Source organism: Thioalkalivibrio sp. ALR17-21 (assembly GCF_000420185.1).
GTDB lineage: Bacteria > Pseudomonadota > Gammaproteobacteria > Ectothiorhodospirales > Ectothiorhodospiraceae > Thioalkalivibrio > Thioalkalivibrio halophilus.
In genome coordinates, this window is sequence record NZ_ATUL01000002.1 from 33991 (window position 1) to 54556 (window position 20566).

The following is a 20566-nucleotide window of genomic DNA, read 5'->3' on the forward strand; positions in this document are numbered from 1 at the left end:
TCCCAAGAAGAAAGCCGTAAGTATCCGGATTCAGGAGACCGATCGTCATGAGTTTCGATCACACCAAGTACGCCCCCTTCCCGCCGATCGACAAGGCGGACCGGCGCTGGCCGGCGCAGCGCACGACAGCGGCCCCGCGTTTCTGCGCGGTGGACCTGCGCGACGGGAACCAGGCGCTGGTGCACCCGATGAGCGTGGAGCAGAAGATGCGCTTCTTCGAGGTGCTCGTGGACATCGGGCTCAAGGAGATCGAGATCGGCTTTCCGGCCGCCTCGCAGATCGACTTCGACTTCACCCGCCGGCTGGTGGACGAGCAGCGCATCCCCGAGGGCGTGTACGTGCAGGTGCTGACGCAGGCGCGCGAGGATCTGATCGCGCGGACCTTCGAAGCCCTGGAGGGTGTGCCGCGCGCGGTGGTGCACGTGTACAACTCGACCAACCCGGCGCAGCGCGAGCAGGTCTTCCGCATGGACCGCGACGGCATCCGCGGCATCGCCGAGAACGGCGCGCGCTGGGTGCGCGACTACGCCGCGAAGTACCCGCAGACCGACTGGGTCTTCCAGTACTCGCCGGAGAGCTTCTCCACCACCGAGCTGGACTACGCCGTCGAGGTGGTCGACGCAGTGACCGCGATCTGGCGCCCGGATCAGGGCCAGAAGGTGGTCATCAACCTGCCGGCCACGGTGGAGTCGGCCACGCCCAACGTGTTCGCCGACCAGGTGGAGTGGTTCTGCGATCACGTGCAGCACCGCGAGCACATCTGCGTGTCGCTGCATACGCACAACGACCGCGGCACCGGCGTGGCCGCGGCCGAACTGGGCCTGCTGGCCGGGGCCGACCGCCTGGAAGGCACGCTGTTCGGTAACGGCGAGCGCACCGGCAACATGGACCTGGTCACCGTCGGCATGAACCTGTATTCGCAGGGCATCGATCCGACCATCGACCTGTCCGACATGGAGCGGTTGATGGAGGTGTACAAGGAATGCACCGACATGCCGATCCATCCGCGCCATCCGTGGGCCGGCGAGCTGGTCTACACCGCGTTCTCCGGCAGCCATCAGGACGCGATCCGCAAGGGTCTGGCGCACTACCGGGAGCACGGTGGTTACTGGAACGTGCCCTACCTGCCGATCGACCCGGGCGACCTGGGACGGCGCTACGAAGAGGTGGTTCGCATCAACTCGCAGTCCGGCAAGGGCGGGGTCACCCACGTGCTGGAGCGCGACTACGGCATCGAGCTGCCGCGCTGGCTGGCGGTGGAGTTCGCCCGCATCGTGCAGCAGGACGCCGAGGCCTCCGGCGAGGAAGTCACCTCGCAGCGCATCCACGAGCTGTTCGAAAAGCACTACCTGGCGCCGGTGCCGGGCTGGGATCTGGTGCGCTACGAAATGGAGAAGGAAGGGCCGGTGGTGCGCCTGGATGCCACCGTGGGCCCGCCCGGACAGGAGACCCGCCTGAACGGGGCCGGCCACGGCGCGGTGGAGGCGCTGGCCGAGGCGCTGCACGCCAGCCGCGGCGTGGAGGTGCGCGTCAGCCACTTCGACGAGCACGCGGTGGAGGCCGGGACCGAGGCGCGCGCGATGGCCGCGGTGGATGTCTCGGTGGACGGCGAGCGCTCGGTGGGCGTGGCCCTGGGGGAGGACACCACGGCCGCGACCCTGCAGGCGGTCCTGAACGCCGCCGGCCGGCGCCTGGGCAACGAGGCCCCGCGCATCCCGGACGCGGTGATGGCCGCGGCCAGCGCCTGACCGCCACCGGCTGAAGGCCCCGGAGAGCGGCGGAGCCGGTCGGGATCGGCCGCGGTTCCGCTGTTACCCCTTCCCCCCGCCGTCATCCGGGTTCAACATTGTGCCCGTGATGAGCAATGCGGCCCCCAGTCCCGATCCTGACGCTTCGCCGGTCCTCGGTGTGGGCGCCTACGCGCGCATCACCGCGAACTACTGGGCGTTCACCATCACCGACGGCGCGATCCGCATGCTGGTCGTGCTGTTCTTCCACCAGCTGGGTTACAGCCCGCTGGAGATTGCCTTCCTGTTCCTGTTCTACGAGCTGTTCGGGGTGGTCACCAATCTGACCGGCGGCTGGCTGGCCGCGCGGCTGGGAGTGAACACCACGATGATCGGCGGGACGCTGTTGCAGGTCGCCGCGCTGTTGATGCTCACGGTGCCCGAGGCGTGGCTGGGAGTGGCGTACGTGATGTTCGCGCAGGCCCTGTCGGGGATCGCCAAGGACCTGAACAAGATGAGTGCGAAATCCGGCGTGAAGCTGGTCGCCGGCGACGGCGAAGGGCGTCTGTTTCGCTGGGTCGCGGTGCTCACCGGCTCCAAGAACGCGCTGAAGGGGGTCGGTTTCTTCGTCGGTGGGGCGCTGCTGTACTCGGTCGGATTCCAGATGGCGCTGGTGGTCCTGGCCGGGATGCTCGCCGTGGTGATGCTGTTCTCGGTGGTCGGGCTGCCGCGTGGCCTTGGCAAGGTCGGCGGCAAGCCGAAGTTCACCCGGATGTTCTCCAACTCCACCGCGATCAACGTGCTCTCGGCCGCGCGCTTCTTCCTGTTCGGCGCGCGCGATGTCTGGTTCGTGGTCGCGCTGCCGGTGTTCCTGAGTGCCACGCTGGACTGGAACCACATGCAGGTGGGGGCGTTTCTGGCGCTGTGGGTGATCGGCTACGGCATCGTGCAGGCCTCGGTGCCGCGCCTGCTGGGCCGGGGCGGGGTGCATCCGACCGGGCTGACCGCGCGCCTGTGGGCGTTCGTTCTGATGCTGCTGCCGCTCGCCATCGTGATCGGCCTGGAGGCCGGCCTGGACCCGGCGTGGGTGCTGATGGTCGGGCTGGGCCTGTTCGGCGTCGTGTTCGCCATCAACTCCGCCGTGCATTCCTTCCTGATCCTCGACTACGCCGAGGCCGACCGCGTTGCGATGAAGGTCGGCTTTTACTACATGGCCAATGCCGGGGGGCGTCTGGTCGGGACCGTCGCCTCCGGTGCCATCTTCATGCTCTGGGGGCTGGAGGGGGCGCTTGTGGCCTCCACGCTGTTTGTCTTTGCCGCCTGGATGATCTCCTCGGCGCTGCCGCGCGAGGCCCTGCACGCCTGAACGATCCGGCGTGCCGAGCACGGTATGCCTCTGGTACGCTCACACCTGTCGTGGGATCCTGCACTGTCAATATCCATTCGAAGGGGAAGCGGGTGGCCGATCATCGAGGCTACATGACGCACGGCCACCTTCCGGTTCCGCTGCCGCGACCGTCACCCTGGACTGCGGCGTTCGCCGACGATGCGCTGGAGGCGCGGTTCCGCAGCGAGCGATCCCGCGGGATGCGAGTGACGTTTCTGGTGGTGCTCGCACTGATCCTGGCGATGCTGGCGGCGCTGGTGCCGCTGGATCTGGCGCAGCTGGAAGGCGGGTGGCTGGAAGTGGCGTTCGTGTTGCGGGGGGTATTCGCGGCGATGCTGCTCGGGGCGGCTCTGAGCGTATGGCGCTGGCCGGAGGGCCTGCTGACCATCGCGCCGCTGACGGGGCTCGGGGTAGCGTTGCTGACGCTGGCCCTGACTTTCGTCCACGGACTGGAGCACTCCAGTCCGGTCCTGGATACCAGCCAGTTCGCCTTTGTCGGGATGGTGTTCGTGCTGCTGTTGCCTAACACCGGGCGCTGGCGCTGGGGCCTGACCGGAGTTCTGCTGCTGGCGACGTGGGCGGTTGCGCTGGGCAAGACCGACGATGTGCAGGGGAGCGAGGCCCATCTGGCGGGACTGTTCGTCTCCTTCGTGCTGCTGGTCCTTCTGGCCATCGCCCATCGCGAGGACGTGCTGCGGCACTGGCAGTTTGCGGCGCTTGACCGGCTGGTGCGCATGTCCACCACGGATCCGCTGACCGGAGTGGCCAACCGGCGCGGATTCTTCGATGCCGCCGAGGCGGCCCGCCATCGCGCGCGTCTGGAGGAGGAGCCGCTGACGGTCGTGCTGCTGGATCTGGACCACTTCAAGGGCGTGAACGATCGTCACGGTCATGCAGTGGGCGACGAGGTCCTGCGCAGCGTGGCGCGCGTGCTCAGAGATACCCTGAAGCCCGGGGAGACCCTGGCGCGGCTCGGCGGTGAGGAGTTCGGCGTGCTGTTGCCGGGGATGTCCCTGGAGCAGGCGGAAAAGCGCGCTCAGGGCCTGCGCTCGGAGGTTCAGGCCCTTTGCGTACAGAGCGGGAGCGCGGTGGTGCGCATGACCGCGAGCGTGGGGGTCGCCGCCTGGATGCCGGAGGAGTCGATCGATGCGGCCCTCGGCCGGGCGGATCTGGGCATGTACGAAGCCAAGTCCGCCGGACGCAACTGCGTGCGCGCGGCTGCCGGAGACGCCGCCAGACCCGTGGTCAACTGAGCCGTGTCAGGCGGGCGGGCCGGAACCCTCCAGTTTCTCGATCACCGCCTGCAGGGCCCGCGAATGGTAGCGCGCGGCATGACGCACCCAACCCAGTGAACGCAGGACGGGCGGCCCGGGCCAGTCGAGCACCGCGAGCTCCTCGGTGGCCATGTCGCGCGGGAGAAAGCCGATGCCGAGGCCGGCGACGATCATCATGCGGATGACCTCCAGATAGGGACTCTCCTGGGCGGCGGCCGGGCGCAGCTCCGCCGTGGCCAGGGCCTGTTCAATCCGCCGACGGGTGGTGGAATCCACCGGGGGAAGGATGGCCGGCCAGTCCCGCAGGCGCGCGAGGGTGTCGCCGGGCGTACGGATGGCCTGCGCACGGGCGATCATGGGCACCAGTTCGTCGGTCCACACGGTCCGGGCCTCGATTCCGTCGGGCAGCGACTCGGGCAGCGTGGCGAGGGCCAGGTCGGCGTCGCCGTGCAGCACGGCCTGGATACCCGCTTCGGAGTCCATGAATGCCAGCTCGAGTTCGAGGTCCGGGTAGCGCCCGCCCAGCGCGGCCAGCGGGTCGGGCAGGCGGTGCAGCGCGATGTGATGGGAAGTGGCCAGGCGGATGCGACCGCGTACCACGGTGTCCAGATCGGCGATCTGCTGTTCGATCGCACGCAGCCGGGCGAGGATCTCGCGCGCCTCGGGCAGCAGGCGTTCGGCCACCTCGGTCGGGCGCACGCGCCGTCCCTGGCGCTCGAACAGCGGGCGTTCCAGGGTGGCCTCCAGGGCCTGAATGCGCTTGCTGATCGCTGGTTGCGTCAGGTGCAGACGTTCGGCTGCGGCGGAGAACGCACCCGTGTCGACCACCGCGACGAAGGCCTGCAGGGATTCGACACTCAGTTGTTCCGGGCGCATGCCTGTCTCTCCGGGGGTTGCGTGCGATAATGGCCGATTCGATGGCGGAATCCGGCTCGTCTGCCGCCGATGGATAACCGCATGGAATGATACGGATAAGAAATCGGATTTGAAAGAATATCGCGGCAGCCGCAGAGTGACGATGTGATCGGTAGGCCCGCCCGTAGGAGGCCAGCCCTCTGGCCGATTTGCCCCAACGTCGAATCGGCCAGAGGGCTGGCCTCCCACAGGGGGCTTTTACGGCCGTTCAGCGAAGATATGGCTCGGAATATCGCGGCGCGGCCGCGGGAGTGAGGAATGGCAGGCAAGACCCTGTACGACAAGTTGTGGGAGGCGCATGTGGTACGCGAGGAGCCGGACGGCTCGACGCTGCTCTACATCGATCGCCACCTGGTGCACGAGGTGACCAGTCCGCAGGCCTTCGAGGGTCTGCGCCTGGCCGGGCGCAAGCCGTGGCGCGGCGATTCCGTGCTGGCGGTGCCGGACCACAACGTGCCCACCACCAACCGCGATGCCGGGATCGAGGATCCGGTCTCGCGCACCCAGGTGGAGACGCTGGAGAGCAACGTGTCCGGCTTCGGGCTGAAGTTCTTTCCGATGGCCGACGTGCGCCAGGGCATCGTGCACGTGATCGGCCCGGAACAGGGCGCGACCCTGCCGGGGATGACCGTGGTCTGCGGCGACTCGCATACCTCCACGCATGGCGCGCTGGGCGCGCTGGCCTTCGGTATCGGCACCTCCGAGGTGGAGCATGTGCTGGCCACGCAATGCCTGTGGCAGAAAAAGACGAAGGCGATGCAGATCCGCGTGGAGGGCGAGCTGCGCCCGGGCGTGACCGCCAAGGATATCGTGCTGGCGATCATTGGCCGTATCGGCACCGCGGGCGGCACCGGCTATGCGATCGAGTTTGCCGGGTCGGCGATCCGCAGCCTGTCGCTCGAGGGGCGCATGAGTATCTGCAACATGTCCATCGAGGCCGGGGCCCGCGCGGGCATGGTCGCGGTGGACGAGAAGACCATCGAATACGTGCGTGGCAAGCCGCAGGCGCCCACCGGCGAGATGTTCGAACGCGCGGCCGAGTACTGGCGTACGCTGGTTTCCGACCCGGATGCCGAGTTCGACGCGGTGGTGGAGCTGGATGCCGCCGAGATCGCCCCGCAGGTCAGCTGGGGCACCTCGCCGGAGATGGTCGCGCCGATCGACGGCCGCGTGCCGGACCCCGCAGCCGAGTCCGACCCGGTACGTGCCGAGGGTATGCAGCGCGCGCTGGAATACATGGATCTGCAGCCGAATACGCCGATGACCGAGATCCGCCCGGACAAGGTGTTCATCGGCTCCTGCACCAATTCGCGCATCGAGGACCTGCGTGCTGCCGCCGAGGTGGTGAAGGGGCGCAGGAAGGCCGACAACATCAAGCTGGCGATGGTGGTGCCGGGCTCCGGACTGGTGAAGCAGCAGGCGGAGCAGGAAGGCCTGGACCGCATCTTCCTGGATGCCGGCTTCGAGTGGCGCGAGCCGGGCTGCTCCATGTGCCTGGCGATGAACGCCGACCGCCTGGAGCCGGGCGAGCGCTGCGCCTCGACCTCGAACCGCAACTTCGAGGGCCGCCAGGGGCAGGGCGGACGTACGCATCTGGTCAGCCCCGCGCTGGCCGCGGCCGCTGCCGTGGCCGGGCATTTCATCGAACCGTCCGAGCTGGAGGGCTGAGCGATGCAGGCCTTTACCGTACACAAGGGCATTGTCGCGCCGCTGGACCGCTCCAATGTGGATACCGACGCGATCATCCCCAAGCAGTATCTGAAGTCGGTCAAGCGCACCGGCTTCGGCCCCAACGCGTTCGATGACTGGCGCTACCTGGACCCGGGCGAGCCGGGCATGGACCACTCGAAGCGCCGGCCGAATCCCGACTTCGTGCTCAACCGGCCGCCGTATGACCAGGCGACCATCCTGCTGGCGCGCAAGAACTTCGGCTGCGGTTCCTCGCGCGAGCACGCGGTGTGGGCGCTGACCGACTTCGGCTTTCGCGCGGTGATCGCGCCGTCGTTCGCCGACATCTTTTTCTCCAACAGCTGCAAGAACGGGCTGCTGCCGGTGGTGCTGGCCGAGGACGAGGTGCAGAACCTGTTCGAGCAGGTCGAAGCGAATCCGGGCGCGCAGGTCGAGGTCAACCTGGAAGAGATGACCGTGACCGCGCCGGACGCTACGGTGTTCCGCTTCACGCTGGATGAGGACCGCCGCCACCGCCTGCTGCACGGGCTGGACGACATTGCCCTGACCCTGCAGCATGCCGATGACATCCGCGCCTATGAAGAGCGTCTGCGGCAGGAACGCCCGTGGATGGTGGAATAACGGTCGGATCGATCGGGCGCCGGGACGGGGTTACCCCCGTAGGAGGCCAGCCCTCTGGCCGATGGAGCCTGTCCTGGCGCCCCATCGGCCAGAGGGCTGGCCTCCTACGGGTGGAAAAGAAATTTGATGGATCTGATGGTTAGGAGAGGTTTGTGAACCGAATTCTGGTATTGCCCGGTGACGGGATCGGGCCCGAGATCGTGGCGGAGGCGCTGAAGGTGCTGGAACGCGTCGCCGAGATCGGCGGCCTCGAACTGGAGATCGAACAGGGCCTGATCGGCGGGGCGGCGCATGATGCGGCCGGGCACCCCTACCCCGAGGCGACGCGGGAGCAGGCGCGCCGCGCCGATGCGATCCTGCTGGGCGCGGTCGGCGGCCCGCAGTACGAATCCCTGGAACGCGATCTGCGCCCCGAGCGCGGCCTGCTGGGGATCCGTTCCGATCTCGAACTGTTCGCCAATCTGCGCCCGGCGATCCTCTACCCGCAGCTGGCTTCGGCCTCCACCCTCAAGTCCGAGGTGGTGAGCGGGCTGGATCTGCTGATCGTGCGCGAACTGACCGGGGGTATCTACTTCAGCCAGCCGCGCGGCATCGAGCAGCGTGACGGCGAACGCTACGGCTTCAATACCGCCGGCTACAGCGAGTCCGAGATCGAGCGCATCGCGCGGGTCGGATTCGAGGCCGCGATGAAGCGCAACAAGCGCCTGTGTTCGGTGGACAAGGCCAACGTGCTGGAGGTGTCCGAACTGTGGCGCGAGGTCGTCGAGCGCGTCGGGCAGGAGTTCCCCGAGGTCGAGCTGTCGCACATGTACGTGGACAACGCGGCCATGCAGCTGGTGCGCGATCCGAAGCAGTTCGACGTGATCGTGACCAGCAACATGTTCGGGGACATCCTGTCGGATGCCGCGGCGATGCTGACCGGGTCCATCGGCATGCTGCCCTCGGCCTCGCTGAACAGCGAGGGCGTCGGCCTGTACGAACCGATCCATGGCTCCGCGCCGGACATTGCCGGGCAGGGCAAGGCCAATCCGATGGCGACCGTGCTGTCGATTGCCATGATGCTGCGGCACAGCCTCAACCGCAACGACCTTGCCGAACGTCTGGAAGCCGCGGTGGGGAGGGTGCTCGATCAGGGCCTGCGGACCCCGGACATCCATGGCGACGGCATGCAGCTGGTGTCGACCCAGGGTATGGGCGATGCCCTGGTCGCTGCGCTGGACGACGCCTGACACCCTTTTTAACGTTACAGGACCCCGAAATGAGTGATCGCAAGTTCAACGTGGCCGTCGTCGGCGCCACCGGTGCCGTCGGCGAGACCCTGCTCTCCATCCTGGCCGAGCGCGACCTGCCGCTGGACCGGGTGCATGCCCTTGCCAGCGAACGCTCGGCCGGCAGCACCGTCTCCTACGGGAACCGCGAGCTGATTGTGGAGGACCTCGCGCAGTTCGATTTTTCGCAGGTGGATATCGGGCTGTTCTCGCCGGGAGCGTCGGTGTCGAAGGAATACGCGCCGAAGGCGGCTGCGGCCGGATGCGTGGTGATCGACAACACCTCGCAGTTTCGTTATGACCCCGAGATCCCGCTGGTGATCCCGGAGGTGAATCCGGATGCGGTGGGGGACTACGAGCGCCACGGGATCATCGCCAACCCCAACTGCTCGACCATCCAGATGCTGGTCGCGCTCAAGCCGCTGCACGACGCCGTCGGCGTGGAACGCGTGAACGTGGCCACCTATCAGGCGGTTTCCGGTACCGGCAAGGACGCGATCGAGGAGCTGGCGCACCAGACTGCGGCCCTGCTGAACGGTCGCCCGGTGGAATGCAGCGTCTACCCCAAGCAGATCGCGTTCAACGCGCTGCCGCATATCGATGTCTTCCAGGATAACGGCTACACCAAGGAAGAGATGAAGATGGTCTGGGAGACCCGCAAGATCATGGGCGACGAGTCCATCCAGATGAATCCCACGGCCGTGCGCATTCCGGTGTTCTACGGGCATTCCGAAGCGCTGCACATCGAAACCCGGGAGAAGATCTCGGCCGAACGCGCGCGCGAATTGCTGGCGGCCGCACCGGGTATCGAGGTGCTGGATCGCCACGAGGACGGAGGGTACCCGACCGCCGTGACCGAAAGCAGCGGTACCGATGCGGTTTACGTCGGCCGTATCCGCGAGGACATTTCGCATCCCCGCGGACTGGATATGTGGGTGGTTTCCGATAATGTGCGCAAGGGCGCAGCCTTGAACACGATCCAGATCGCCGAGGTTTTGATCCGCGATTACCTGTGATTAAATCCCACAATATGCCGGGGATCTGGTAGCCTCATTGTTCAAGGGGCCGGGCAACAGCCCGTGTCGGCAGAGACACGGGCGGCCCCGGACAGCAACCACGCACACACAGGGGGACGTTCGTGCGCAAGTTACTATTCGGGCTCATTATTCTTTTGCTGGTCGCGCCGGCCTCTTCCAGCTCCGTGGGGCTGGGCGATCCCCAGATCCGGTCCACGTTGAACCAGGCGCTGGATGTCCGGGTGGCGCTGCGCGGAGGGGCGGCGACCGATGAATCGCTGCAGGTGCGTCAGGCCTCCGAAGAACGGTACCGCCGGGCGGGACTGGACCGGGGCCGCGTGCCGGGGGACCTGCGGGTTGAACTGCGTGGCGAAGGGCAGGATCGCGAGGTCGTCCTGCGCACCCGCGAGCCCGTGCGCGAGCCCTACATCGGGCTCCTTCTGGAAGTCCGCTGGGACGGGGGGCGCAGTTATCGTGAACTCAACCTGCTGCTGGATCCTCCGGGAACGCTTCCGGATGATCGTGCGGCGGCACGCACCACCGCGACCGATGACGACCGCCGGGCCCCGCAGGACACCTATCGCGTACGCTCGGGCGACACGCTGTATGCGATCGTGCAGCGGGCCGGGCTGAGCGGGGTCAGCAACGAGCAGGCCATGCTCGCATTCCTGCGGGAAAATCCCGATGCCTTTATCGATGGCAACGTCAATGCGCTGCGTGCCGACGTGGAACTGAGCGCGCCCGATCGTGCGGCGCTGGAAGCGGTGGACGCCGCCGGGGCGCGCGAAGAGATCCAGCGTCAGACCGAAGACTGGCAGGCGCGTACGCGTCCCGAACCGGAGCCGGAGCCCGAGCCCGAGGTCGCCGAAGAGGTGACCGAGGAGGCGGATCCCGACGCGGCCGAAGAAGCCGTCGAGGAAGAGGTGAGAGACGAGCCCGAGGAAGACGCCGAAGCTCGTGAAGAGGAAGCCGAACGCGAAGACGGCGAAGCCGTGGCGGCCGAAGAAGACGCGGACGCAGTGGAAGACCGTCTCGAAATCGTTACGGACGTGCTGCCGGAAGGTGAGGAAGCGGCGCTGATCGCCGAATCGCCCGAAGTCGTCCAGGAGGCCCTGATCTCGCAGCGTGCCGAAATGGACGAAATGCGGGAAGAAATCGCTCGCATGCGCGAATCCCTGCAGGATCGCGAACAGGTGGCCGAGATCGCCAGCGAGGAACTGGCCACGCTGGAAGGCCAGCTCGCGGAGCTGCAGGACGAGCGGGCGGAACTGCGGGCGCGCATGGAAGAGGCCGAGGCCGAACGTGACGCTCCGCTGCACCAGCGGATCATGAACGACCCGCTGCTGATGATGATGGCCATCGCCCTGGTCGTGTTGCTGGTGCTGGTTCTGCTGGCATTCGCCCGCGGCGGTCGTGGTGGCGGCCCGGGTGGCCCGGGCGGCGACCGCAATGCCCGGGTGGACAACTCCGGCGTGAAGGCGACCCCGGATCCGCGCAGCGGCTACGAGGCCCGCGAGGAGGCGTCCGAGGCGTCCGTTTCGGGCGCCGCGGTGGCGGGTGCCACGGGGGTGGCTGCCGGAGGCGCCGTTGCCGCCTCGGCCGGTGACACCGATGCGGAACCGCAGGACGAGGCCCCGGCCACTCCGGCGCGCCCGGGCGGTGGGGACGACACGGGCATGAGCCAGGCGGAAGAATCGGTGGGCGAGCCGACCCCGGTCGGTGAAAGCGGGGCGTCGGAAACCGCGGGGATGAGCGCCGACGATGTGCTGGCCGAGGTGGATGTCTGCCTCGCCTACGGCATGAACGATCAGGCCGTCGATACCCTGTCCTCGGCCATCGACGATGAGCCCGGCAATCTCCAGTATCGCCTGAAGCTGGTGGAGGCCTTCTCGGCTCAGGGGCGCGACTCCGAGATGCGCCAGGCCGCCGCCAGCCTGCGCGAACGCCTGGGTCCGGAAGACGGCGAGATCCGCGAGAAACTCGCGGAACTGGAAGCCGGATCGGGCGACGCGTCTGCGGCCTCGGGTGCGCCATCCGCGGATACCACGGCCAGCGACTCGGCCGACGAAGCCGGCGAATTCGATCTGTCCGGTTTTGCCGAGGAACAGGAGGCGTCGGGTTCGGGCGAGCCGGCGGCGCCGGAAAAGGCGGCCGGTGAGCTCGATTCCGGTATGGATTTCGAGGCCGATACCGGGCTCGACGAAGAGCTGGCCGCCGCCAGTCAGGGTTCGGAAGCCGGGGATGCGGCGGGGGATCTCGACGACCTCGACAATCTGTCCTTTGATATCGAGGAGTCGGATCTGCCGTCCGCCGATGACAGTCAGCCTGCCGGTGGCGATGCCGGCGGCGATGTGCCGTCCATGGATCTGGACGAGTTGCTGGGCGACGAAGCAGGCGCTGGCGAGCCACCGGTTGCGTCCGCGGAAGCAGACGAACCGGCGGCGGAGGAACCCGCGGCTCCGGCGGCCGAAGGCGAAGATGATAACGAGACCCGGCTGAATCTGGCCCAGGCCTATGCGGACATGGGTGATCAGGAAGGTGCGCAGGACCTGATCGACGAGATCATGGCCTCCGGGTCGGATGAAGAGAAAGAGCGGGCCCGGGCGATCCAGGACCAGCTGAAAGACGCCTGACGGGGTGGCCGGTCGGCGGGTTCGCCCGCGGTCCGGACCGTACCGGCGAGAGGGGCCTGCGGGCCCCTTTTCGCGTTGGGGAGGTGGTCATGCAACTGGCGATCGGGGCCCTGGGGGCCGTTCTGCTCTTGTCGGGGGCCGTGCTGACGGCATCCCCGGTGGCCGTCTCCGTGGCGGTGCCGGCCCTGCTGCTGGCCCCGGGGCTGCGGGCGTTCCCGTGGGAACGTGCGGTGCGCATGTGGTGGCGCATGAAATGGTTCTACCTGTCACTGGCCCTTTTCTTTGGGCTGTGGCCCTTGGGTGGAGGCACCGCGGCGGGGCTGCTGGAGGCAGCTACGCGGATCGTGGCGCTGATGCTGGTGGTGCTGGCCGTGGTCTGGCTGACGGATCGGTACGCCCGCACGGAACTGGTGCCGGCCCTGGGCAGCGTGCTGGGCGGTCGGCGGGGTTCTGCGCTGGGGGCCGGACACTCTTTCGCGCGCCGGCTGTTCCTGGCGCTGGAGGCGTTCGAACGCGACCGGGCCGGGATCGAAGCTTGGCGGGGCCGGCTGTCGGGGGACCGCAGGGCGAGAGTGGATGCGGTGCGTGAATGGCTGGTGCAGCGGCTGGACGCGGCCCTGGATCCGGCCGAACCGGAACAGTCCGTTCCGGGCTCCCCGGTGCCGATGCCGGTGCGACAGGATCGCTGGCGGGGAGTGGAGACCGGCTGGATGGCGCTGGTGGGGATGGTCGCACTGGGGTTGCAGTGGGGCGGTTGGGTGACGGGGTGAACCGGCACCGCGGAAATACGGGGAGTACGGGCAGCGGATGGGCGAGACAAGGGAACCGGAGGCGGGCTTGCAGCGCTGGGCGGCGGGGGTCGAATACGACGGGACGCCGTGGCTGGGCTGGCAGCGGCAGAAGGACGGGCCCAGTGTGCAGGAGAAACTGGAGAAGGCGCTTGGCTTTGTCGCGGATCACCCGCTGGAACTGACCTGCGCCGGAAGAACCGATGCGGGGGTGCATGCCACGGCTCAGGTGGTGCATTTCGACACTGCGAGCCGGCGTGAGGCCCATGCCTGGATCCTGGGGGGCAACACCAACCTGCCGGATTCGATTGCGATTCGCTGGGCGCAGCCGGTGGCACCGGCGTTCCATGCCCGTTTCGCGGCGCGTTCCCGCCGGTATCGCTACGTGATCGCGAACCGACCCGTGCGGCCGGGTCTGGAGGCGGGCCGCGTGGCCTGGTGGCGGCGGCCGCTGGATGTCGCGCGGATGCAGGAGGCGGCGCGGCATTTTGTCGGCGAGCAGGATTTCACCAGTCTGCGCGCGGCGGCCTGTCAGGCGAAGTCGCCGGTGCGTCGCGTGCACGAACTGACGGTCCGACGGCGCGGTGAGTACGTGCTGGTGGACGTGCATGCCAATGCGTTTCTGCATCATATGGTGCGCAACATCGCGGGCGTACTGCTGGCGGTGGGCGACGGCCGGGCACAACCGGACTGGCCCCGCGAGGTGCTGGCGGCGCGGGATCGGCGCCAGTCGGGGATCACGGCGCCGGCCGGGGGGCTGTACTTCGTGCAGGTGGAATACCCGCCGGAATTCGCGATGCCGGACCAGGAGGCGCCGGTTCTGGGTCCGGTGCCGGCCAGTATGCAAGGGTGATCCCGGGCAGGGTATCCGCGGGAATCCGGCGCGTTCTGGTAGGCTTGGCCCATGCGTTATCGGATCAAGATCTGCGGGGTCACGACCCCGGAACAGGCGCGCGCGGCGGCCGAGGCCGGGGCCGATGCCGTGGGCCTGGTGTTCCATCCGGCCAGTCGGCGTTGCGTGGGCGCGGAGCAGGCGGCCGGGATTGCCGGGGCGCTGCCGCCGCTGGTGAGCGCCGTGGGTCTGTTCGTGGATCCGGATCCCTGGCGGGTGGAGGAGGTCCTGGACGTCGTGCCACTGGACTGCCTGCAGTTTCACGGGAACGAGGAGGCGGCGGACTGTACGCGGTTCGGCCGGCCGTATCTGAAGGCGGTCGCGATGGCCGGCGATGCGGATCCGCGCCGGGCGATGGACGCGCACCCGCAGGCACGCGGGTTCCTGCTCGACAGCCACGGTGGCGGGCGTACCGGCGGAACCGGCCACCGCTTCGACTGGTCGCGGATCCCGCCCGACCTGCCACGGCCGTGGCTGCTGGCCGGCGGGCTGGATCCCGAGTCGGTACAGGCGGCATTGAACGTAACGTGCCCCTGGGGGGTCGACGTGAGTTCCGGGGTGGAGTCCGCACCCGGGATCAAGGAACCGGAACGCATGCGCGCCTTCGTGCGCGCGGTGCGACGCAACGAGGTGACACTGAATGAGTGAAGCGATCGACTGGGGGGCGTTCCCGGATGCCCGCGGGCATTTCGGCGTGTACGGCGGGCGGTTCGTGTCGGAGACCCTGATGGGGGCGCTGGACGAACTGCAGGACGTGTACGAACGCTACATGAAGGACCCGGCATTTCTGGCCGAGCTGGATCGCGATCTGCGGCAGTTCGTGGGGCGGCCGAATCCGCTCTATCACGCGGAGCGGCTGTCGCGCGAGCTGGGCGGCGCGCAGATCTACCTCAAGCGCGAGGATCTCAACCACACCGGCGCGCACAAGGTGAACAACACCATTGGCCAGGCACTGCTGGCGCGGCATCTCGGCAAGAAGCGCATCATCGCCGAGACCGGGGCCGGGCAGCACGGCGTGGCCACCGCCACCGTCGCGGCTCGCCTGGGGCTGGAGTGCGTGATCTACATGGGCGAGGAAGATACCCGCCGCCAGGCCCCCAACGTCTATCGCATGCGCCTGCTGGGCGCGGAGGTGGTGCCGGTGACCTCCGGGACCCGCACCCTGAAGGATGCCCTGAACGAGGCGATGCGCGACTGGGTCACCAACGTCGACGACACGTTCTACATCATTGGCACGGTCGCCGGTCCGCACCCGTATCCGGCCATGGTCCGCGACTTTCAGGCGGTGATCGGACGCGAGGCCCGCGAGCAGCACGTGGAAGCGACCGGTCGCCTCCCCGATACCCTGGTGGCCTGCGTGGGTGGCGGTTCCAACGCCATCGGTCTGTTCCATCCGTTTCTGGCGGATGAGTCCGTGGAGATGGTCGGCGTGGAAGCCGGCGGCGAGGGCGTGGACACTGGCCGCCATTCCGCGCCGCTGGGCGCCGGGCGCCCCGGCGTGCTGCACGGCAACCGCACCTACCTGATGGAAGACGACAACGGCCAGATCATCGGCACGCACTCCATCTCGGCCGGGCTGGACTACCCCGGCGTGGGGCCGGAGCATGCGTGGCTGAAGGACATCGGCCGGGCGAGCTACGTGTCGGTGACCGACGATCAGGCCCTGGCCGGCTTCCACCGCCTGACCCGCACCGAGGGCATCATCCCGGCGCTGGAAACCAGCCATGCGATCGCGCACGTGCTCGAGCTGGCGCCCACCATGCGTCCGGACCAGAGCATCATCGTCAACCTGTCCGGCCGTGGCGACAAGGATCTCGCCACCGTGGCCGACCGCGAGGGGATTACGCTGTGAGCCGCATCCAGCAACGCTTCGAACAATGCCGTGGGGCCGGGCGTGCGGCCCTGGTGCCCTACATCACCGCGGGCGACCCGGAACCGGGCGCCACGGTCGACCTGATGCATGCGCTGGTCGACGCCGGCGCGGACCTGGTCGAACTCGGGGTCCCGTTTTCCGACCCGATGGCCGACGGGCCGGTGATCCAGCGCGCGCACGAGCGGGCCCTGCAGCATGGCACCGGGCTGCGCGACGTGCTGGAGATGGTGCGTCAGTTCCGGGAACGCGACGCGGATACGCCGGTGGTGCTGATGGGGTATCTCAACCCGGTGGAACGCATGGGCTTCGAGGCATTCGCCGAGGCTGCGGCTGCCGCTGGCCTGGACGGCCTGCTGACGGTGGACCTGCCGCCGGAGGAATGCGACGAGGTGACCGGCCTGCTCGATCGGGCGGGAATTGACCCGATCTTCCTGGTGGCACCGACGACCTCCAGCGAGCGTATCGGTCACCTGGCCCGCGCTGCGCGCGGGTTTGTGTATTACGTCTCGCTCAAGGGTGTAACCGGTTCGCAGAGTCTGGATCCCTCGGCGCTGAATGAGCGTCTGGACGCGATCCGCCAATACACCGATCTGCCCCTGGGCGTAGGCTTCGGGATCCGCGATGCGGAATCCGCGGCGGCCGTGGCGCGGGTGGCCGACGCGGTGGTGGTTGGCAGTGCGCTGGTCAGTCTGGCGGAGGCCCATCCGGGGGATTCGGCGGGCTTCATCCGTGCGGCGGCGGACAAACTCGGTGAGATGCGTCGCGCGATGGATGCGGCACGCTCCACGAGTGCCGCCGGCTCGGTGTAGAATGCGCGTTTTGCGTCCGTGACGGAGTCGGCATGAGCTGGTTCGAAAAGTTGATGCCCTCGCGCATCCGCACCGACAACGCGAACAAGCGCGGGGTCCCGGAAGGTCTGTGGGTGCGTTGCGAAGGTTGTGATGCCACGCTCTACCGTCCCGAGGTGGAGCGCAATCTGGATGTCTGCCCCAAGTGCGGGCATCACCGGCGCATGCACGCGCGGCGGCGTCTGGAGACCTTCCTCGACGAACAGGGACGCGAGGAGATTGCGGAAAACATCGAATCCTCGGATGTCCTCAAGTTCCGCGATTCCAAGAAATACAAGGACCGCCTCGCGGCCGCGCAGAAATCCACCGGTGAGCGCGACGCCCTGGTGGTGATGGAAGGGCAGCTGCTGGGCCGGCCACTGGTGGCCTCGGCCTTCGATTTTCGTTTCATGGGCGGCTCCATGGGCTCGGCGGTCGGCGAGCGCTTCGTGCGCGGTGCGGATCGGGCGCTGGAGAAACAGATCCCGCTGGTCTGCTTCAGCGCATCGGGCGGAGCGCGCATGCAGGAGGCGCTGTTCTCGCTGCTGCAGATGGCCAAGACCAGCGCGGTACTGGCGCGCCTGCGCGAGGAGCGCATCCCGTTCGTCTCGGTGATGACCGACCCCACCATGGGCGGGGTTTCGGCCAGTCTGGCCATGCTGGGCGATGTCAACGCGGCGGAACCCCAGGCGCTGATCGGTTTTGCCGGCCCGCGGGTGATCGAGCAGACGGTGCGCGAGACCCTGCCGGAGGGCTTTCAGCGCTCGGAATTCCTGCTGGATCATGGCGCCATCGACATGATTGTCGACCGTCGTGAGATGCGCACCCGCATGGCGTCCATCCTGGGCATGATGATGCACGCACCGGCACCGGGCGAGGACCCCGAGCCCGGAAGCCGCGAAGCCCATTCCGGTTCCGTGGATGCGGCCGTGCCGGCCACCGCGGGAGCGGACGAAAGCCGCGGCCGGCCGGCCGACTGAGGCCGTGCGCTTCGAACGTCTCGACGACTGGCTGAGCTGGCAGGAGACCCTGCACCCGGTCGCCATGGATCTGACCCTGGAGCGGGCGACCCTGGTCGCCGATCGCCTGGGGCTGTGCCGGCATGCGCCGCGTACGGTGCTGGTGGCCGGGACCAACGGCAAGGGCAGTGTGGCCACGCGAACCGCGGGCCTGCTGCAGGCGATGGGTCTGCGCACCGGTCTGTTCACCTCCCCCCATCTGGTTCGCTACAACGAACGCATTCGCATCAACGGCGTCGAAGCCGAGGACGATGCGCTGTGCCGGGCCTTTGACGCGGTGGATCGGGCGCGGGGCGAGGACTCGCTGACCTATTTCGAATTCGCCGCGCTCGCCGCCGGCTGGCTTTTTCGCGAGGCCGCGGTGGACGTGCAGGTGCTGGAGGTGGGCCTGGGCGGGCGGCTGGACGCGACGAATATCTGGGACGCCGACATTGCCGTCATTACCGCGGTGGATCTGGATCATCAGAAATGGCTGGGTGACACCCGCGAGGCGATCGGGGCCGAAAAGGCGGGGATCCTGCGCGAGGCTCGCCCGCTGATGCTGGGCGACCCGGATCCGCCCGACAGCGTGCAGGCCAGGGCTCGCTTGCTCGACGTGCCGGTACGTCGGGTGGGCGAGGACTACGACCTGCAACCTGCCGTGGGGCGCGCGGATGCGCTGCGGTGGTGCTTCGAAGCCGAGGAGGCCCTGCTGGAACTCGCGCCGGAGGCGGTCGCGAGCGTGGATGGCGCCGCACGCGTGAACCTGGCCACGGCCATGGCCGTGGTGGCGGGTCTCGGGCTGGAATACCGCCTGGACGGCGCCGTGGTGGAAGCCGCGTTGCGCAGCCAGGCGCCGGGTCGGCTGCAGCGGGTTCGCCCGGGTGGGGCCGAGCCTGAATGGTTGCTCGACGTGGCCCATAACGGGCATGCGGTCGCGGAACTGGCTCGTTGGCTGCGGGCGCGACCGGTATCGGGTCCGGTGGTCGCCGCCGTGGCGGTGATGGCCGACAAGGAGCGCGCCGCGATGTGGGCGGCCCTCGACGAGGTGGTCGACCACTGGGTGCCGCTGTCCCTGGATCTTCCGCGCGCGCTGCCGGCGGCCGATATGGCCGCGGAACTGGCCGCAGCCGGTGTCGACCGGGTCGAAGCCCCGGCGGCGAGCGTGGCGCAGGGGCTGGACCGGGCGCGGGAGCTGGCCGGGGCGTCGGGACGCGTGGTGGTGTTCGGGTCGTTCCACACCGTGGCTGCCGCCGCGACCGAAGGGCCCGCGTTCCTGGCCGAGGCGGCAGCCACGGCGACGCGCCCGGTGGAGCCGGTATGCGCGGGCGAGGTGTCACCGTGAGCGACGAGCCGGTTGTGCGTTATCGCCTGGTCGGCGCGGTGATCCTGACCGCGCTCGCGGTGATTTTCCTGCCATGGGTGTTCGACGGGGCGGGCTACCAGTATATGACGGACGCGGAAGACCCGGTCCCCGAGGCACCGCAGTTCGCCGAGCCGGACCTGCCGTTGCCATCGGAACGTGACACGCGCATGCGTGATGAAGCACCGGAGGATGAGATGGAAATGCCCGGTATGGATACGTCACGCGTGGCGGAGGCGCGGAGATTGCCATCGGACCGTGACGCGGAAGACGACGAAGATGACATGGCCGGGGACGACACTGCGGCCGGTCCCGAAACCGAGGCGGCGCAGGGGCCGGAGCCGCTGCGGCGCGAGGGGGAGCCGACGCAGGAGGTCACCAGTGGATGGGCGGTCCAGGTCGGCAGTTACCGGGACGGGGACAATGCGCGCGAACAGGAACAGGCCCTGCGGGATGCCGGTCTGGCGGCGTTTGTCGAGGACGTGACGGTGGACGGCGAGACCGTCTACCGGGTCAAGGTCGGGCCTCGGGCCGATCGCGAAGCGGCGATCCGCCTGCGCGAGGACCTGGAAGAAGAACGGGATTTGTCCGGGATCGTGGTGACCTTCCCCTGAAGGCCGCCACGCATCGATGTACGTGTTCCAGCAAGCCTGCGATAGACTGACACCGTGAACTGGATCGACCTTGTCATTATTGCCCTGATCGCCGTATCAGGGGTGATCAGCCTGTTCCGCGGATTCGTGCGCGAGACCTTCTCGCTGGCGACGTGGATCGTGGGCGTATGGGTGGGCATCCGCTTTGCCGCTGACGTCGCCGTGATCCTGCCGGACGCCGTCCCGGACGAGACCGTGCGGCTCGCAATCGGCTTCGCGGTGCTTTTCATTGCCGTGCTGATCGTAGGCGGCCTGCTGGGCGTGCTGGCGGGCAAGCTGGTGAAGGGGACCGGGCTCACCGGGACCGACCGTGCCCTGGGCGTCATCTTTGGTGCTCTGCGCGGTGTGGTGCTGGTGGCCATGCTGGTGTTCCTCGCCTCGCTGACCCTGATGCCGGAGGAGGGCTGGTGGGAGCGCAGCATGCTCATCCCGCATTTCGAGCGCGTGGTCGACTGGATGCTGGGACTGCTCCCCGAAGACTGGCGGGAACATCTGGAGGGTCTGCTGTCCGGAGGCGAGACGGACGCGGGCGCCCACGGGGAGGCCCCGTTCCCGTTCGAGTCCGGGGTCGAACCGGATGCCGAACCGCCGGACACGCCGCAATAGGACGTCAGCCGTAAATTACATCACCCGTCGAAACGA

The 20566-nt window shown here is 68.2% G+C and carries 18 protein-coding genes; 17 read left to right on the forward strand and 1 reads right to left on the reverse strand.

Annotated features, from left to right (window positions below):
* The first annotated feature begins 47 nt into the window (after nucleotides 1-47).
* The 3 genes from G020_RS0101260 to G020_RS0101270 all read left to right on the forward strand — a co-directional run bounded on the left by G020_RS0101260 (nucleotide 48) and on the right by G020_RS0101270 (nucleotide 4367).
* Nucleotides 48-1748 carry a 2-isopropylmalate synthase gene (locus G020_RS0101260; protein WP_024328338.1) on the forward strand — a complete coding sequence of 567 codons (1701 nt, stop codon included), beginning with the start codon at nucleotides 48-50 and terminating at the stop codon, nucleotides 1746-1748.
* 109 nt (nucleotides 1749-1857) lie between these two features.
* A complete protein-coding gene (arsJ, locus tag G020_RS0101265; RefSeq protein ID WP_024328339.1) occupies nucleotides 1858-3093 on the forward strand; it encodes an organoarsenical effux MFS transporter ArsJ in 1236 nt (411 codons plus the stop codon).
* A 113-nt stretch (nucleotides 3094-3206) separates the two neighbouring features.
* Nucleotides 3207-4367 (forward strand): GGDEF domain-containing protein, encoded by a 1161-nt coding sequence (locus tag G020_RS0101270; protein ID WP_369774022.1) that lies wholly within the window; start codon nucleotides 3207-3209, stop codon nucleotides 4365-4367.
* Between the two features lie 6 nt (nucleotides 4368-4373).
* Here the strand turns inward: G020_RS0101270 and G020_RS0101275 are convergent, their stop codons facing one another.
* Nucleotides 4374-5264 (reverse strand): LysR family transcriptional regulator, encoded by an 891-nt coding sequence (locus G020_RS0101275; protein ID WP_018945724.1) that lies wholly within the window; start codon nucleotides 5262-5264, stop codon nucleotides 4374-4376.
* 297 nt (nucleotides 5265-5561) lie between these two features.
* Between G020_RS0101275 and leuC the strand changes: the two genes are divergently transcribed.
* The 14 genes from leuC (at nucleotide 5562) to G020_RS0101345 (ending at nucleotide 20530) form a co-directional block, all read left to right on the forward strand.
* Nucleotides 5562-6971: a 3-isopropylmalate dehydratase large subunit gene (gene leuC, locus G020_RS0101280; protein WP_024328341.1), complete on the forward strand. Its 1410-nt coding sequence runs from the start codon at nucleotides 5562-5564 to the stop codon at nucleotides 6969-6971.
* 3 nt (nucleotides 6972-6974) lie between these two features.
* Nucleotides 6975-7613, forward strand: a complete 639-nt coding sequence (gene leuD / locus G020_RS0101285) for a 3-isopropylmalate dehydratase small subunit (protein ID WP_024328342.1) — start codon at nucleotides 6975-6977, stop codon at nucleotides 7611-7613.
* A 152-nt stretch (nucleotides 7614-7765) separates the two neighbouring features.
* Complete coding sequence (leuB, locus tag G020_RS0101290; RefSeq protein ID WP_196800294.1) at nucleotides 7766-8842, forward strand: 3-isopropylmalate dehydrogenase; 1077 nt, start codon at nucleotides 7766-7768, stop codon at nucleotides 8840-8842.
* A gap of 29 nt (nucleotides 8843-8871) precedes the next feature.
* On the forward strand, nucleotides 8872-9897 hold the full coding sequence (locus tag G020_RS0101295) for an aspartate-semialdehyde dehydrogenase (protein ID WP_018870826.1): 1026 nt from the start codon (nucleotides 8872-8874) through the stop codon (nucleotides 9895-9897).
* Nucleotides 9898-10052: 155 nt separating this feature from the next.
* Nucleotides 10053-12530: a FimV/HubP family polar landmark protein gene (locus G020_RS0101300; protein WP_024328344.1), complete on the forward strand. Its 2478-nt coding sequence runs from the start codon at nucleotides 10053-10055 to the stop codon at nucleotides 12528-12530.
* Nucleotides 12531-12619: 89 nt separating this feature from the next.
* Nucleotides 12620-13300 (forward strand): hypothetical protein, encoded by a 681-nt coding sequence (locus G020_RS0101305; RefSeq protein ID WP_024328345.1) that lies wholly within the window; start codon nucleotides 12620-12622, stop codon nucleotides 13298-13300.
* A gap of 37 nt (nucleotides 13301-13337) precedes the next feature.
* Nucleotides 13338-14171: a tRNA pseudouridine(38-40) synthase TruA gene (truA, locus tag G020_RS0101310; protein ID WP_024328346.1), complete on the forward strand. Its 834-nt coding sequence runs from the start codon at nucleotides 13338-13340 to the stop codon at nucleotides 14169-14171.
* Between the two features lie 51 nt (nucleotides 14172-14222).
* Nucleotides 14223-14858 (forward strand): phosphoribosylanthranilate isomerase, encoded by a 636-nt coding sequence (locus tag G020_RS0101315; protein ID WP_024328347.1) that lies wholly within the window; start codon nucleotides 14223-14225, stop codon nucleotides 14856-14858.
* Complete coding sequence (trpB, locus tag G020_RS0101320; RefSeq protein WP_018945732.1) at nucleotides 14851-16062, forward strand: tryptophan synthase subunit beta; 1212 nt, start codon at nucleotides 14851-14853, stop codon at nucleotides 16060-16062. Before G020_RS0101315 ends, trpB begins: the two co-directional genes overlap by 8 nt.
* The gene (gene trpA / locus G020_RS0101325) at nucleotides 16059-16892 is read left to right on the forward strand and encodes a tryptophan synthase subunit alpha (RefSeq protein WP_018945733.1); all 834 of its coding nucleotides are present in this window, start codon (nucleotides 16059-16061) and stop codon (nucleotides 16890-16892) included. Before trpB ends, trpA begins: the two co-directional genes overlap by 4 nt.
* A gap of 32 nt (nucleotides 16893-16924) precedes the next feature.
* The gene (gene accD / locus G020_RS0101330; protein WP_018945734.1) at nucleotides 16925-17890 is read left to right on the forward strand and encodes an acetyl-CoA carboxylase, carboxyltransferase subunit beta; all 966 of its coding nucleotides are present in this window, start codon (nucleotides 16925-16927) and stop codon (nucleotides 17888-17890) included.
* Between the two features lie 4 nt (nucleotides 17891-17894).
* Entirely contained in the window at nucleotides 17895-19253 is a 1359-nt protein-coding gene (locus G020_RS0101335; RefSeq protein WP_024328348.1) for a folylpolyglutamate synthase/dihydrofolate synthase family protein, read from the forward strand.
* Entirely contained in the window at nucleotides 19229-19885 is a 657-nt protein-coding gene (locus tag G020_RS0101340) for an SPOR domain-containing protein (RefSeq protein ID WP_029681166.1), read from the forward strand. Before G020_RS0101335 ends, G020_RS0101340 begins: the two co-directional genes overlap by 25 nt.
* Before the next feature lie 54 nt (nucleotides 19886-19939).
* Nucleotides 19940-20530, forward strand: a complete 591-nt coding sequence (locus G020_RS0101345; protein WP_018945737.1) for a CvpA family protein — start codon at nucleotides 19940-19942, stop codon at nucleotides 20528-20530.
* The last annotated feature ends 36 nt before the right edge of the window (nucleotides 20531-20566 follow it).

What these genes read in the sequence shown, in the direction of transcription:
- leuD (WP_024328342.1), top strand. Translation starts at nt 6,975, where the DNA reads ATGCAGGCCTTTACCGTACACAAGGGCATTGTCGCGCCGCTGGACCGC.
- G020_RS0101275 (WP_018945724.1), bottom strand. Translation starts at nt 5,264, where the DNA reads ATGCGCCCGGAACAACTGAGTGTCGAATCCCTGCAGGCCTTCGTCGCG.
- leuC (WP_024328341.1), top strand. Translation starts at nt 5,562, where the DNA reads ATGGCAGGCAAGACCCTGTACGACAAGTTGTGGGAGGCGCATGTGGTA.
- trpB (WP_018945732.1), top strand. Translation starts at nt 14,851, where the DNA reads ATGAGTGAAGCGATCGACTGGGGGGCGTTCCCGGATGCCCGCGGGCAT.
- G020_RS0101270 (WP_369774022.1), top strand. Translation starts at nt 3,207, where the DNA reads ATGACGCACGGCCACCTTCCGGTTCCGCTGCCGCGACCGTCACCCTGG.
- G020_RS0101295 (WP_018870826.1), top strand. Translation starts at nt 8,872, where the DNA reads ATGAGTGATCGCAAGTTCAACGTGGCCGTCGTCGGCGCCACCGGTGCC.
- G020_RS0101340 (WP_029681166.1), top strand. Translation starts at nt 19,229, where the DNA reads ATGCGCGGGCGAGGTGTCACCGTGAGCGACGAGCCGGTTGTGCGTTAT.
- arsJ (WP_024328339.1), top strand. Translation starts at nt 1,858, where the DNA reads ATGAGCAATGCGGCCCCCAGTCCCGATCCTGACGCTTCGCCGGTCCTC.
- accD (WP_018945734.1), top strand. Translation starts at nt 16,925, where the DNA reads ATGAGCTGGTTCGAAAAGTTGATGCCCTCGCGCATCCGCACCGACAAC.
- truA (WP_024328346.1), top strand. Translation starts at nt 13,338, where the DNA reads ATGGGCGAGACAAGGGAACCGGAGGCGGGCTTGCAGCGCTGGGCGGCG.
- G020_RS0101260 (WP_024328338.1), top strand. Translation starts at nt 48, where the DNA reads ATGAGTTTCGATCACACCAAGTACGCCCCCTTCCCGCCGATCGACAAG.
- G020_RS0101305 (WP_024328345.1), top strand. Translation starts at nt 12,620, where the DNA reads ATGCAACTGGCGATCGGGGCCCTGGGGGCCGTTCTGCTCTTGTCGGGG.
- G020_RS0101315 (WP_024328347.1), top strand. Translation starts at nt 14,223, where the DNA reads ATGCGTTATCGGATCAAGATCTGCGGGGTCACGACCCCGGAACAGGCG.